Origin of the sequence: Shewanella sp. M16 (genome assembly GCF_018224605.1) — a bacterium.
In the GTDB taxonomy this organism is placed as follows: Bacteria; Pseudomonadota; Gammaproteobacteria; order Enterobacterales; family Shewanellaceae; genus Shewanella; species Shewanella oncorhynchi.
This window is the reverse complement of sequence record NZ_JAGTUL010000002.1, coordinates 183,195-197,961: the sequence shown is the minus strand read 5'-3', so window position 1 is coordinate 197,961 and position 14,767 is coordinate 183,195. Positions and strand designations below refer to the sequence as shown.

15 protein-coding genes are annotated in these 14,767 nt (G+C 42.5%); 5 read left to right on the top strand and 10 right to left on the bottom strand.

The features are described from left to right. Position 1: 1 nt before the first annotated feature. From KFE26_RS02220 to ftsY, 9 genes are all read right to left on the bottom strand, one after another. Positions 2–2,593 (bottom strand): fimbria/pilus outer membrane usher protein, encoded by a 2,592-nt coding sequence (locus KFE26_RS02220; protein ID WP_249195564.1) that lies wholly within the window; start codon positions 2,591–2,593, stop codon positions 2–4. A gap of 18 nt (positions 2,594–2,611) precedes the next feature. Beyond that, entirely contained in the window at positions 2,612–3,352 is a 741-nt protein-coding gene (locus KFE26_RS02215; RefSeq protein ID WP_212599519.1) for a molecular chaperone, read from the bottom strand. A gap of 66 nt (positions 3,353–3,418) precedes the next feature. Continuing rightward, complete coding sequence (locus tag KFE26_RS02210; RefSeq protein WP_212599518.1) at positions 3,419–3,946, bottom strand: fimbrial protein; 528 nt, start codon at positions 3,944–3,946, stop codon at positions 3,419–3,421. A gap of 204 nt (positions 3,947–4,150) precedes the next feature. After that, positions 4,151–4,480 carry a hypothetical protein gene (locus KFE26_RS02205; RefSeq protein ID WP_158683010.1) on the bottom strand — a complete coding sequence of 110 codons (330 nt, stop codon included), beginning with the start codon at positions 4,478–4,480 and terminating at the stop codon, positions 4,151–4,153. Positions 4,481–4,663: 183 nt separating this feature from the next. Beyond that, positions 4,664–5,023 carry a hypothetical protein gene (locus tag KFE26_RS02200; protein ID WP_105250624.1) on the bottom strand — a complete coding sequence of 120 codons (360 nt, stop codon included), beginning with the start codon at positions 5,021–5,023 and terminating at the stop codon, positions 4,664–4,666. Positions 5,024–5,482: 459 nt separating this feature from the next. Continuing rightward, positions 5,483–6,340 (bottom strand): RNA polymerase sigma factor RpoH, encoded by an 858-nt coding sequence (rpoH, locus tag KFE26_RS02195; RefSeq protein ID WP_006079635.1) that lies wholly within the window; start codon positions 6,338–6,340, stop codon positions 5,483–5,485. A gap of 225 nt (positions 6,341–6,565) precedes the next feature. Continuing rightward, positions 6,566–7,531: a permease-like cell division protein FtsX gene (gene ftsX / locus KFE26_RS02190; protein ID WP_212599517.1), complete on the bottom strand. Its 966-nt coding sequence runs from the start codon at positions 7,529–7,531 to the stop codon at positions 6,566–6,568. Beyond that, positions 7,528–8,244, bottom strand: a complete 717-nt coding sequence (gene ftsE / locus KFE26_RS02185; RefSeq protein WP_212599516.1) for a cell division ATP-binding protein FtsE — start codon at positions 8,242–8,244, stop codon at positions 7,528–7,530. Before ftsE ends, ftsX begins: the two co-directional genes overlap by 4 nt. Positions 8,245–8,247: 3 nt before the next feature. Then, positions 8,248–9,858: a signal recognition particle-docking protein FtsY gene (gene ftsY, locus KFE26_RS02180; RefSeq protein WP_212599515.1), complete on the bottom strand. Its 1,611-nt coding sequence runs from the start codon at positions 9,856–9,858 to the stop codon at positions 8,248–8,250. Positions 9,859–10,071: 213 nt separating this feature from the next. Between ftsY and rsmD the strand changes: the two genes are divergently transcribed. Beyond that, on the top strand, positions 10,072–10,740 hold the full coding sequence (gene rsmD / locus KFE26_RS02175; RefSeq protein ID WP_212599514.1) for a 16S rRNA (guanine(966)-N(2))-methyltransferase RsmD: 669 nt from the start codon (positions 10,072–10,074) through the stop codon (positions 10,738–10,740). Continuing rightward, entirely contained in the window at positions 10,715–10,999 is a 285-nt protein-coding gene (locus tag KFE26_RS02170) for a DUF1145 domain-containing protein (RefSeq protein ID WP_212599513.1), read from the top strand. Before rsmD ends, KFE26_RS02170 begins: the two co-directional genes overlap by 26 nt. A 66-nt stretch (positions 11,000–11,065) precedes the next feature. Here KFE26_RS02170 and KFE26_RS02165 read toward each other — a convergent pair whose 3' ends face one another. Continuing rightward, positions 11,066–11,629, bottom strand: coding sequence for a NapC/NirT family cytochrome c (locus tag KFE26_RS02165; protein ID WP_105250630.1), 564 nt, complete (start codon positions 11,627–11,629; stop codon positions 11,066–11,068). Between the two features lie 591 nt (positions 11,630–12,220). Between KFE26_RS02165 and KFE26_RS02160 the strand changes: the two genes are divergently transcribed. From KFE26_RS02160 to KFE26_RS02150, 3 genes are all read left to right on the top strand, one after another. Continuing rightward, entirely contained in the window at positions 12,221–12,658 is a 438-nt protein-coding gene (locus tag KFE26_RS02160) for a hypothetical protein (RefSeq protein ID WP_168827238.1), read from the top strand. 277 nt (positions 12,659–12,935) lie between these two features. Then, positions 12,936–13,196 (top strand): heavy metal-binding domain-containing protein, encoded by a 261-nt coding sequence (locus KFE26_RS02155; RefSeq protein WP_212599512.1) that lies wholly within the window; start codon positions 12,936–12,938, stop codon positions 13,194–13,196. Positions 13,197–13,217: 21 nt separating this feature from the next. Beyond that, the gene (locus KFE26_RS02150; RefSeq protein WP_212599511.1) at positions 13,218–14,762 is read left to right on the top strand and encodes an efflux RND transporter periplasmic adaptor subunit; all 1,545 of its coding nucleotides are present in this window, start codon (positions 13,218–13,220) and stop codon (positions 14,760–14,762) included. Positions 14,763–14,767 lie beyond the last annotated feature (5 nt).

Sequence of the window (14,767 nt, the reverse complement as noted above, 5' to 3'; positions counted from 1 at the left end):
CTTATTGAATAGCTGATTGGCAGCTTACTGGTAAACGTTGTAATTCAGATGGTTGCGTTTGGGGTAATGTATATTCAAAAGTACACTGCTGATTAACAGTGTCTCCCCAAACGATCCTGAGCTTACCAAAGTCAGATGTTACCCTTACATATGCCATACCCGCTTGACCCATCATACCTAATACATGTCCATCAGAATCAATAACTTCAGCACCTATTGGTATAACGTCTCCATTTTCATGCTTCGTTAAGAACAGCGCAGCAACTCCCTGCCTTGTATCAAATTTCATCTTAACAATAGCACCTGCATATGGAGTTACTTGCTGCTGCGTATCCATTAGCTCCGCGCTTCCGCTCATCGAGCCACTACCCAGTGTCACTCTATTAATCTTGTATGGGGTTAAGGATGGAATAATAGCAAATCCTTGCTGATCAACTTCAATGCCCCAGTTATTTGCGACAGTAGCACCCGCCGCTCCTTTAGCTTCAACAATAGCAAAGGTGTCACTTAAATTTTGACTTAGAGTAATACCGCCAGAATGCATAACCGCCGAACCACTCACACCAGCACTAATCTGCTGATTATTATCAGAAATAGCGTAAGAACCAGAAACAGTGGATTGACTAAATCGCTTTTGAGTATTAATGCTCATGCTTTCAGTTGATCCTTGATTCTGTTGTAAAGATGCATTGAGCCCATAGGTCCAACTTTTATCTTCGTCTACAGTACCCGATAACCCTAGATTATAGTTTTCATTTCCCTGTGATGAACGACTATAACCCGTATTCAACATATGGGATTGAGTACCACCAAAAGGAATAGAAATAGAGAGATTAACCAAATCCTCTTTTATCCTATTTGAATTCAATTCATTTGAGCTATCAAATAAATCGTTATCTAAAAAGTTATCAAATAATTTTGCTTGTGACATGTACTGACGAGAGAAAGTTAAACCAAGGCTAACACTACCAAAATTAACTGAATATCCAAGTTGCAACTGGTCATCATCACTTCTTCCATCACGATACTGTCGCTTTGAAGCGCTTAAATACATTAATCCATAATCATGCAAGCTTTGATTGACGCTAAAACTCATCTCTGCACGTTGATGCAATGTATCTGAACCATAATAATTATTTTCTTCAAATGCTTGTCTAAGCCCTAATACATCATTCAACTCTCGGAATGATTCAGTTGAATAATGATAGCCAGCAAGGGATACCGAAGTCCCATAATCGAAGGAGTGACTATAATTTATGCCGACTCGCCAACCATTTTCCCAACTATCACTATCTTCATTAGCATAAAGTCGAGATGATGAATGAACCGTAGTTAAGCCAAAAGCTCCCCATTGGGTCCCCAAAACAGCACCCAGACTCATAGCATAGTAATCATCACCGACTCGTCCACCGCCATTAAGAGTCAGCATATTATTTATGCCGTACTCGTAGGTAAGATCAGCAAAATAATTTCCAGAGTCGAATTGCTGAACTTCACCAATTGAGAAAGCAAAAATGGACTTATCTTCACGCAATGAACCTGGTACAGCACTAAAAGGAACCGTAAAAGTTGACGTTTTACCATCGATTTCTGTTATTTCAACGAGCAGGTCACCTTGGTAATTTGTAGGATATAAGTCTGTTATGACAAACGGACCTGGTGCGACGGTCGTTTGATAAATACTGACTCCCTTTTGCTTTATGACAACATTGGCAGTTGAGTTTGCAAGTCCTCGAATTACAGGGGCGTAACCACGCTGAGAATCTGGCAACATGCGCGTATCGGTGTGCAACTGTAAACCAGTGAAACCTAGACTACCCAAAATATTACCGCGCGTATAAGTTTCACCCAACAAAATCTCACTTTGTAAGCTAGGGATTGCTCTTGCTACATGAGTATTTATTGACTTAAATCTTTCATGGGTATTCTGACCTACATCACTATATTGATAGCTTGATTGATTTCGTAATCGCCATAAACCAATGTTTACTCCGGAATTAAAACCAGCATAAAGCGCACGCATATTATTACTTGTGCTTCCATGAGTCTGATAATAGTTTGTATTGTAACTTAAGAAACCAGCAGTCTCACCACCATCCCAAAATGCAGGATTAACATAACCGCGGGGAGTTTGCATCAAAAATGCCTGCGGAATAGCGACATCCAGTTTCAGTTTCTCGACATCAAACTTTGTGGAAACACCATAAACAATATTCTCAGGTGCGACGCACTCGATCTCATTTAATGAATCTTTTTTAATATTAATGGATTTCACATTAGCTGCAACCCAAAAAGATTGATCTAGACAAGGAGTGACATTTTTTTCATTTAAATTAACAAAATCAATGACTCTTCTATCAAGATAAGTCCCATTAATATAAATATCTACCTGATACTGACCAGGAGTTATGTTTGTAATACTATTAAAACGGTCGATATAGCCATTCCCATAACCACTGCCAAAAAGCAGGGAGTTATCGAAAGTATATTCTTCAACTTCATTTTCCTCTAGCTCATCAGCATTTAGACATAATGAGACACTACACATTATCGTAAATATAAAAAATGTGATTCTTGTGTAATAATTCATCATCCCAACTCTTCAATTAATTTATTTCATGCCAAAAATGAACTCACTACTTACAAATCCACCATAATCATCTACAAGTGTATACTCAATTTTTATCGGTGCTGAGATTACAAATTGCTGATTTTTTATATTAATAATTTTTTTTGACTTTGGTTCAACCATGTCAATTTTCGCCAATAATTCTTGCTTGCCTGAAATTATTTTTGCATTTACAAAAGAGGCAAAAAAGGCAGAATTATTTTCAATAACAAGATTAATACCAATCTCATCATACTCAATGTCGAAATTAATTTTTTTACTTACATCAATTGAATTTGACTCAATTTCAATTGGCCTGTAAAAAATTTTTACCCTATTTTTTAACATTACTAGCATCTGGTTTTGACCAGCATTACTCTTAGATAAGGGTGGGATCTGTAAAAAGTTGAGATAAAACACACTCTCTCTATCTTTTGGCAACTCAGTGCCGGTATATACTAAGCGGACCATTTGTCCTCTTTTAGGCTCGATTCTAAAAATTGAGGGTAACGCAAGGAAAGGCCCATCGGCGCTCTCTGGAGTAGATTCGGGGTTATTGATATCAGTCCAAACCTGAACAACATTTGGAAAGGCATCATTATTTGTTAATTGTATAGTTCGCTCTTGAGCATCACTTGGGTAAATAACACGGGTATTTGTCATAACAACACTGGCATTAGCAGTGATAGAGCATGTTATTAATAAAAAAACTAAATAACGGATAAATAGAGTGAAAATAGTCATATAAACCCCATAAAACAGAAAGGCTCACTCTAAAATATGAGTGAGCCAAATAGAGTTAAATATAGCTTATTGGTAAGAAATTGCATATTGAACAGAGCTAATTACAGAACCAGCAATAACAGTCGCGTCTTCAGCATAGTACTGCACAGCAAAATCATGTGAAGCCGAAGTTTCGCCAATTGCAACATTCAGACCTGTAACAGAGGCACCATTAGTTAGGTCTACTGGCGAGCCAGCAACGGCATCAAGAAGCTGTATTGAAACGCCTTGTGCTGAGCCAGTGTTTCCTAAATTACCATTTGAAGTGACACTACTGCCAACAAAGACTGTATCAATTGGTAATGCGCTAGCAGCCGCACTACAGCCAGATACAGAAATGGTAAAAGATGTTTCACCAGCAGTAGCACTTACAGCAGCAAGAGCCGTAGCAGGAATAGTTGGAAGCAATACTGTTTGATTACCAGTATTACCATTGATAGCAACTTCACAGGTTTCGTCTGATACTTCACCTTGGAAAGTAATAGTGTTATTTGCTTGAGCATTTGCTGCAAATAAACCGCTTAAAACTAAAACAGATAATGTTAACTTTTTCATTTGATACCCTACTGAGTGCTTATGGACGCCATAATTTTTCACTAATTAATTACATGCTTAATCTAACCACACATAATTTATCAGCTTTGCTATCCACTCTATGCAAGACGCCGCCCTGCGTACTGTAGGAAATTTCCCATGATTTTTTATTAAAAAAAACCATCTCAAGAACTGAAATGGCTTTAAGAACGATATAGATAAACATTAATTATAATTAAGAGAGACTAGGAGCTCGTTGCCTTCTAACTGTTTAACTAATAGAACGTTTATTTGCTTAAATTTTGTTGGAACTGTAAGAATGTCACCACTCAGCATAGATTTTGTTAGTATTTTGGTTTGGATATCTTGAGTGGAAAACTGACGAGTTAGTGGGTCATAGCAAGAAACGGCAGATAGGTTAAAGTAACAACTTGGTTCAGCAACCTCTCCTTGGAAATAAAGAGTGTTGAATTTTTCCGCTACCGCGTTAAAGCTTGTACTTACAATAGTGTTCAGCATTACTACAATACCTAAAAATAACGGTATCTTTCGCATATCATCACCCATTTCGATTAGTAGGACTACCTAATTATCGACATGAAATGGATGTTCTAAAGCCTTAATTTAACAAAAAATCTACTTATTTAAAAATAAGACTAATTTGACTACAAACTAGAGATAGCTTAGTTTTAAGTTCTACAAAAATTGGACATTAAAGTACTCCTTCAATAGCTATCACTAAAAACAGTAATCCTCACAGTTATTATTAAGTTCAGTAACTATTCGATTTTTCCACTGCGCATAAAAAATTGTAGACACATTGCGGGGCAGCAACCATCGCACTTGGCTATCATCTTGAAAATAATGAATATTGTTTTTTTTAAGCAGCTCAATTAAAACTCTCGTCTCAAATTGGCATAAAATGACTTCAGATCCCAATACATAACTAAGCTTTAAGTCCTCGCGTTCAAAAGCGATACCCTTGCAAACTAACCAAAACAAGCTCTGCTGACATACTTCGACGCCCCCATTGACACGAAATGCAGTACCCCAACCAGATTCTGATGATAGGGCTAACTTAGTGATCATTGAGAACATAACTTCCCACCTTTGTAAGCATTAAAAAAACCGCATAATGAGTATCTATCGTAAATTGGCGGGCATCCCTTCTAACTTAAAAGCTTTCCTTGGTACATAATCCATCGCTACCCGACCAAATCTTCCGTGCTCAATATCCATATCAACTTTGCTTAAGGCGATACTCAAAATGCGGAGGAACAAGAACGTTCTGTAATAAGCATCGAAAACAACTTTTGAATTGAGGCTCAAAAGTTACAGATATATTAACTATTTATAACGGATCTAAATGTAGGATAAATCTGATGTCTCGTGGTGAAATCAGCCATAGTCGCGTACGTTTCAATACGATTGAGCTTTATAGCTATAGCGAAATTCACTTTAAGTGTCGCGATTAAATCTATTCTTTCTCCCATAAAAAAACCTGCCGCAGCAGGTTTTTTTATGGTTAAGTTACAATCATTTTACACGTGATGTGACTTAGGCTTCCATACAAGCTTTTAGCTTGTTCATGGCATTTTTCTCAAGTTGGCGAATACGTTCGGCCGACACTTGATAAGTCTCTGCAAGTTCTTGCAGTGTGGTTTTATCGTCATCTAACCAACGAGCGCGCAGAATATGCTGGCTACGTTCATCTAGGGTTTTGATGGCCGATAATAAACGACCTTGAGCATTCGATTCCCAGTTATCGTTTTCAATATTTTCCGCTAAATCCGATGAATGATCTTCCAAATAATGGACGGGGGCAAAATCATGCTCCTCGTCTTGATCATTGGTTAAATCAAATGCCGGATCTTGCGCTGCCATACGTGATTCCATTTCGGTCACATCGGCCTTAGACACACCTAAATTTTCAGCCACCATAGTGACTTCTGCATCGCTGAACCAACCTAAGCGTTTTTTCGCTTTACGGATATTAAAGAACAACTTACGTTGTGCTTTAGTGGTCGCGACTTTAACAATGCGCCAGTTTTTCAGCACATATTCATGAATTTCAGCTTTGATCCAGTGCACAGCAAAAGACACAAGACGCACGCCAACATCGGGATCGAAGCGTTTAACCGCTTTCATCAAGCCTATGTTGCCCTCTTGGATCAGATCTGCCTGTGGCAAACCATAGCCTGAATAGCCTTTAGCAACGTGCACTACAAAACGTAAGTGCGACATAATCAGTTGCTTCGCAGCTTGTAGATCACCAGTTTCCTGTAAACGCTTGGCTAACTCATACTCAGCCTCAGCGTCCAGCATGCTGATGCTAGTCACTGAATGGATATAAGCTTCTAGACTACTGGCGCCCTGTGGGACTGTCAGTGCCATTGATTGCGTTTGAAAGGTCATTCGCTCTCCTACATTTATCAGACTACTTAACGAGTGCATTCTTAGGTTCAACAACAAAATACCCTAATAATAAGCTCACGAACTATCGGCTAATTGACAAAGTATGTCAACCTCAGCTCGTTTGCAGATACCCTTTTTACCTCGCTGAAGTAGACATTGCAAGTGAACAAAAGTTCATTACTCAGCATTTTTTTCGTCACTTTTTTTAGTTTAATCGACTGATTATTATGAAGGTTCAATCAACCGTAAATGCTGGCGTACAGACAAATACGAACCTAACCAACCTAAAAATGAGGCAAGTCCAACCAATTGCAGCAGTTCAATAAAAGTGAGTGATTTCATCTCGAGCTGACTGCCATACAAGCCTAAAAGTTCGGCAAGGGCGGAATCGAGATACCACACTAATAAGTTGATGATAAGCCAAGCCAATATGCCGCCAATGACTCCGTACCAAATCCCAGTGTAGAGAAATGGGCGCTGGATAAAGGCTTCAGTTGCTCCGACTAGCTTCATCACTTCAATTTCGCTGCGCCGATTCATAATTGCCAAGCGAATCGTATTACCTATCACTAAGACCACAGCCAGAACAAGTAACGCAGCAATCGCCATCACAGTACGTTCGAGTAGACGCACTACCGCCTGTAACCGTTCTAACCATTCAATATCTAAGCGGCCAAAGCTAATCTCAGGCTCGCGCTCTAGTTTAGTTAAGAGTTCACGGGCGCCCACTGGTGTTGAGTAACGCGGCGTAGGCGTAACGGTAATGACCGCGGGCAAAGGATTTTTATCTAAATAGGCCAAGGCCTCACCAAACCCAGATAAGCGTTGGAATTCTTCTAGCGCTTGATTTTTATCTATGTATTGCACTTTATCCACTTCGGGATATGTCCGAATGCGCGTCAGCAGGCTCTGAATCGTTTGTTCACTACGATTATCGTCGATAAACAAGGAGATCTCTGCCGCGCTGTTCCAGGAACTGGTAATGGTCTCGGCATTTTTAACTAACACTTGCAATGCTGCAGGCAAACTTAGGCTCACACCTAAGACAGCCATGGTCATCACAGAGGATATTGGGTTGCGCCAGAGCTCTCCCATGCTCGCCATTGCTTGCTGCGCATGGCGAATAAAAAACATCACAATCCGACCAGACAGAGGCAGCTTGCTGCGAGTTAATTTTGCGCTATCGCTCATTGCCCTTCGCCTCTATTCGTCGATGCACTGCGAGTGTGCACATTAGGATGCAACTCTTGTGCACCTAACATACGGCCCTGTTTGAGGGTAAAAGTGCGATATTTCATTCGTGCGATAAGACCTAAATCATGGGTGGCGATTAATACGCTGGTTCCCGCATCATTAAAGGTTTCAAACAGACGCAAAATATCCATAGATAATTTAGGATCTAAGTTACCCGTAGGCTCATCGGCGAGCAGTAAAGGCGGTTTATTCACAATCGCACGGGCAATGCCAACACGTTGCTGCTCACCGCCGGACAACATAATCGGGTTATGCCGCTCCTTGCCATATAAACCCACCATGTCGAGGGCACCCGCAACACGCTTACGGATTTCGCCATGGGAGAATCCCTCAATCACCAGTGGTAAAGCCACATTGTCGAACACACTTCGGTCCATCAATAGGTGATGGTTCTGGAAAATCATCCCGATATTGCGGCGCAAATAAGGCACATGTTTAGGGCTAACTTTGGCGATATCGTGACCGTTAATCGCGACGCGCCCCGTTGTTGCCCGCTCGATTACCGTGATTAATTTCAACAGCGTACTTTTACCCGCCCCCGAGTGGCCGGTTAAAAATGCCATTTCACCTTGCTGTAGATGAAAATTCACATCTTCCAGCGCCATTTGGCCGCCAGGATAAATCTTACTGACCTGCTGAAAATCAATCATAAATTAGCTATCCGCTTTTTCTTGAGTGAACAAGGCATCGATAAATTCTTTCGAATTGAAGGTACGCAAATCATCAATTTGCTCACCCACACCTATGTAACGGATCGGAATATTAAACTTATCAGCAATCGCAAATACCACGCCGCCCTTAGCCGTTCCATCTAACTTACTGATGGTAATACCCGTTACACCTACGGCTTCCTGGAATAATTGTGCTTGGCTAATCGCGTTTTGCCCCGTGCTCGCATCTAATGTCAGCATGACCTCATGTGGCGTATCTGGGTCGAGTTTCTTCATCACTCGCACGACTTTCTTCAATTCTTCCATCAAGTGCGCTTTATTCTGTAAACGACCAGCAGTGTCGGCAATCAATACATCCACTTTACGCGCCTTGGCCGCTTGCAAAGCATCGAACAACACAGAGGCACTATCGGCACCTGTATGCTGGGCAATCACGGTAATATCATTACGTTGACCCCAAACCTGTAGCTGCTCAACCGCTGCAGCACGGAAGGTATCGCCCGCGGCTAACATCACTGACTTACCTTGGCTCTGATATTGTTTGGCTAATTTGCCAATAGTGGTGGTTTTACCCACGCCATTAACGCCAACCATTAAGATAACAAATGGGCCATTAGCATTGTCTGGTACTAACGGGATAGCGACTGGATCGAGTGTTTTTTGCAACTCATCCCGCAGCAATTCATATAAAGCTTCGGCATCTTTAAGCTGCTTACGTGAGGCATGCTCTGTCAAATTCTTGATTAATCGCGTAGTGGTTTCGACACCAACGTCAGCGATTAATAATTGCTCTTCGAGTTCTTCAAACAGATCGTCATCGATTTTCTTGCCGCGAAATAGGCCGATAAAACCACTGCCGATATTCTCGCTGGTACGCATTAAGCCACGTTTCAGGCGAGCAAAGAGGCCTTCCTTAACGGGTCTCGCCTGAGGCTCAGGTTGTAATTCAGCAACTGCTGTAACAGTTTGCTCAGTTTCAGCTTGTTGCTGAACTAAAGCCTCTGCTTGCTCACGTGCTAGTGCTTCGCCAGCAAGTTGTTCTGCCGCTAAGGCTTCAGCAGCATGCTGTTCGGCGGCCAAACGGGCAAGTTCAGCTTGTTCCGCTGCGAGTAATTCTGCTTCTAGCTGAGCGGCAACTACACGCGCCGCCTCTGCTTGAGCTAATTGCTCTGCGGCGGCTTGCTCAACCGCTAACTGCTGAACTGCCAATTGTTCTGCGATGCGTTGCTCTGCTTCTAACTGTGCTTCGGCTAACTTCTCTGCAGCATGCTTTTGTGCACTAAGTTGTTCTGCAGCCAAACGTGTCGCTTCAGCTTGCTGATTAGCAAAATGCAACGATTCGATTCGGGCATGCTCAAGGGCGAATTGCTCGGCCTCGGCTTTTGCCTGTGTTTGTTCGGCCGCTAACTGTTCTGCCGCCTGTTTTTCAGCATGAGCTTCGGCCTCGATGGCCCCTTGTGCCTCTACTTGTTCCTGCGCTAAACGCTGTGCTGCATCAGTATCTTGTGTTGGAGTAACAACTGGCGTTTCAGCGACGACCTCATCTTGTGACTTATCTTTACGAAACCAAGAGAAAAAACCTTTCTTTGCCATGTGTGATTCCAGCGCTCTACTTCAGTATTGAATTTTGAATAAGACCCTGATGTTATACCAGATTGCCTCGGCAATTACGCCCAAAAAGTCGGCAATTAACTAAGCTCAGTTAGCCTTCTCACCTTTTAGTGAGACTTTGATATAAAATAGCGGCCTTTATTAAGGTGGCACAGTCTACCACTTTCTTTCTTCAGGCAAAATCACGGGGGCACTTTGGTTAATCATCGAACGGTCAAAAATAATGTGACCAAGGGTCAAACAGCCAAAAATAAACCCGGCAGTGGACAAGTGCGGATCATCGCAGGCCAATGGCGCTCGCGTCGTCTACCTATCCAAGATCTCGAAGGTTTACGCCCAACGACAGACAGGGTTCGCGAAACACTCTTTAACTGGCTGGCTAATAATTTAGTCAATGCACGAGTACTCGACTGTTTTGGCGGTAGCGGCGCTTTAGCTCTCGAAGCCTTGTCTCGCTATGCCAGTTTCGCCAAAATTATCGAGTTGCAACGCGGCGCAGCCATGCAATTAAAAGAAAATCTGCAAACCCTTAAATGCGATAAGGCCGAAGTGCTCAATGCTGATACGTTAGTGGTACTGCAAAGGGGCTGCGAGCAAGGTTTCGATGTGGTGTTTATCGATCCACCCTTTCGTAAGGGATTGGCAGAAAAGACGATTCAACTGCTAGATACTCAAGGCTGGCTCAATGATGGTGCGCTGATTTATGTCGAAATCGAGTCTGAATTGCCGCAACTTGCTATCCCTTCTCGCTGGCACGCCTTAAAAGAAAAGAATGCAGGGCAAGTGAGCTACCGTTTATATCAATATCACTCAGAAACCACTGTTGAGCCCATCGAAGATGAAAACCATGCCCTTATTAATTAACTTAGGTAAAGCCATCACTCTGATTGCATGGTTGATGATGGCCTACAACTTAGTCATCCCCTTTGAAGGCAATGTGGCGATTACTTTAAATATCCTGTTTGCCATTACCTGCATGATGCATTGCTTCCAAGTCGCGATTTTCCACATGCTGTTTAAGACCTTGCTGCCATTAACGAAACAAGATTATCTACAAGTGTTTATCTTCGGAATTTTCAGCCTGTTAGCTTATCGGCAACGGGTGATGATTCAAGCGAATTAACCGAGCACACAGACAGCAAAAAGCCCTCAATAGAGGGCTTTTTAATGGTCAACTAGACGCTAAACCTTATCCTTTTGGATATGGGTGTGCTACGCCTTTATGGCAGTCAACACAGGTCTTTCTCGCGTCAGGTTCTTTCTTGAAGTTATTTGAGTGCATTCTTACAGCCATTTTACTCATAGTTTCTGGCTGATTCTCATAAATACGAGTGTGGCAATGCTGACAGTTAGCAGAATCGTTCGCACGGAAATAGTTCAGCGCTTTATCCGCTTGTTCTTTACGATTTTCATCTAACCAGGCTTGAGTGTTAAAGCCATCAATTGTCATGAAACCATATAAATCTTTAGATACGATGATTTTTTTGATCAAATAATCGACTGGACCATGGGGTAAGTGACAGTCTTGACACTGAACCGTAATCCCCGCTTTGCCGCCGCCATGGGCAGAAGCCAACACTTCATCCTTCAGCGAATGATTGCTATGGCAAGACATACAGAACTCATCTGTACTGGTCGCGTGTAATGTTTGTTGAGTGGTAAAGTATCCCACAACACCCACTACAATACCAACGACCAGTAGCGCCAGGATTGAATATTTCGCGCTAGGTTTAAATAGTGCACGCCAGTTCATCACTCTATCTCCAAAATTGTCAAAATTAGTTTTTATAAGACTAGTTTATGCTCTTTCATTTATTAGAAATTTGATTTTAAGCCGAAATTTGCTGATTAAATTAACCTTAAAAGCGCAAAATGAGACTTAGCTCTAACTATTTGGACGTCATTTGGTAAAAACCGCTAGCTAAACTGTGATGCACTTTAACTAAAGCTAATGCAATCACCCGATAATCGCAAGTTACCGATTTTTTATAGTTAGGTTTTCCCTTGATAATTCAGAACTAGAAAATCATTTTCTAGAAAACAGAAATGTGATCACGCCAATGCTTATTGCACCTTAAGAGTGAAGCAGAAATAAATGGTAAAACGCAGGTAAGCCGAATAATACTGTTCGAAATGAAACTTTCTACGATCAATTTGAGTCTCTTAAAATACGCAGTCATATTCATGATAAGCCCGTTGAAGACAAAACTTCGAGTCAGAAATTCTATTTGCTAATTTAGATTAATTAGATATTTGAATTGAGGCGTTAACTGAAGTGTGAGTTAAATCATTACAGCTAAACATCGCTATGCTAGAATCGAGCCGTTCATCATTTGGAAGACTTATGCATCACACACTCGGTCGTTATTTTTTAGTCATATTCACTCTACTCGCACTCGTCGGGCAAAGTGTCGTGTCTAATGGTCACGCCATGGTGCCACACACTATGGATATGAGTGCGATGAATCATGAGGTTTCCTCCCAAATGCACCACGCTACAATGATGCAGATGGACACAGAGAACAGTTCTGACTCACATTCAATGGCCAACGCGGATTGCTGCAACGATAAAATGCTTCCCGGCGCGAAACAGCATTGCTGTGATGGCACCACATCATGTTCAAATGATTGTGGTCATTGTTTGACGATTTCAGTCGCTGGCACTCTATTCAGCCCACACCTCTGGCCAAGTGTGAGCATGAGCGATACTGCAATGGCCACTCCTATGCCTCATTTCCACTCTATCTCTTTGTCTTCGGCCTTTAAACCACCGATAGCCTAGCTCTACTTTGTGCTTATTGGGCAAATAAACCCTTAAAAAAGCCAAACGACCAAGCTAAAACGACAATGCTGTTAGCCCTAAGCTAACGCCCTATTTAGCCGTTTATTGTGGTGCCTTATCATTAAATCGTGCACCCGAGTCTAGCAGAACGTTGATTACTGAGCCGAATGCCAAATTGTGGCATCAATACGTCTATCGAAGCGAACCGCTTTGATCCACTGTGCTCACTGACGTTTATGCGCTCGTATTCGGCCGTTAATCCGATGGAGTGAATAATATGAAAACACTAACTAATCTCGCCTTAATCGCATTCTTGCTGACCAGCACAAGCGTGTTTGCGACGGCAGCGCCGCACGCACATCAACACGACAATGCCAATTCACAGGAACAAGCCCATACCCATGTTTGCCCTATGCACCCTGAAGTGACTGGCAGCAAAGAAGATACTTGCCCTCAATGTGGTATGAACTTAGAGCCAAAGGCAGTAGAAGCAAAACCAGCTGAAGGTGCGGCAAAAAACGCCCACAAACACCACTAAGCTAGGCTGGAGATGAGGCATATGAATTCATTTAAAACCGTAAAAAAGCAGACCCCTAAAGCCGTACTGATCTTGAGTAGCTTACTCTTAGGTACGCCTTGGTTGAGCCATGCCCAACTGGCGAGCACACAGCAGCCCGTGGTGACCGAAGCTGCAGTAAATTCTGCAACAGCGCCTAAGAGTAATCCGTTAAATCAAGTAAAAACCTACACTTGCCCCATGCATCCCGAAGTGCTCAGCCATGAGCCTGGTCGCTGCCCTAAGTGCAATATGTTTTTAGTTGAAAAGGAAGGTACCGATACCAATTCAGCAGATCCACATGCTGAACATCAACATACAGATCACTTAGCGACAGAACATGCGCACACCTCGACCACGAAAGCGGCAAGCCAAGTGTTCGACACACCAACCCCTAAGGCTAACAATCTTGTTAAAAAAACCAGCGAAGAAACAACAACTAAATACATTTGCCCTATGCATGCCCACATCATCAGCGATGTACCCGGTACATGCCCTATCTGTGGTATGAATTTAGAAAAAGTCGAAACGGGTGGTAACACTCACGAAATCAATATCAATGTTTCCGGCAGCATGCAGCAAGCGCTAGCCATAAAAGTCGCTAAAGTTGAGCGCGATACGCTATGGAAATTTGTCGAGACCGTTGGACAAGTGGATTACGATGAAAGCCAAATAACGCATATCCATGCTCGAGTAACGGGTTGGGTTGAAAAACTGATGGTTAAGTCCATGGGAGACACCGTCAAAAAAGGGCAGCTACTCTATGAAATCTATTCACCCGATTTAGTCAATGCTCAGGATGATTATTTACTCGCCTTAGATACCGCCAAAACAGCAGGCAATCAGAGATATCAGGATCTTGTTCGTAGAGCAGGCTTAAGACTGTCATTTTTAGGATTTACCGAGCAACAAATCAAGCAATTAGCCGACTCGCGCCAAACCCAATATCGGGTACCCTTTTATGCACAACAGGATGGTGTAGTCGAAACACTGTCTATCCGCGATGGTATGTATATTGAGCCATCCACCGAAGTGATGTCGTTAGTCGATCTCTCTAAGGTATGGGTCATAGCCGATGTGTTTGAAAATGAACAAAGCTGGATAGTCAAAGGCCAACAGGCTGAAGTGGCTGTGCCCGCCATGAACTTAAGCGGGATAAAAGGCACTATAGATTATATCTATCCGGAACTTGATCCTGTCACCCGCAGCTTGCGAGTGCGTGTTGTGCTCAATAACACCCATGTTTCCCTTAGACCTAAAACCCTCGCCAAGGTCTCGCTTTTTGGCGGCCCCAATAAAGACACGCTAGTAATCCCACAGGAAGCCTTAATCCAAACGGGTAAAGAGAATCGCGTGATAGTCAAACAAGACGACAATAGTTTTGCCGCTAAAGTCGTGACCGTCGGCATGATGAGTCAAGGTAAGGCAGAAATTGTCTCGGGCTTAACCGAAGGCGAGCGCGTGGTGATCTCAGGGCAATTTTTACTCGACTCTGAAGCCAGTCTCAAGGGCAGCTTAATGCGTTTAAGCAGCGGTCATCAGCACTAGGAGCG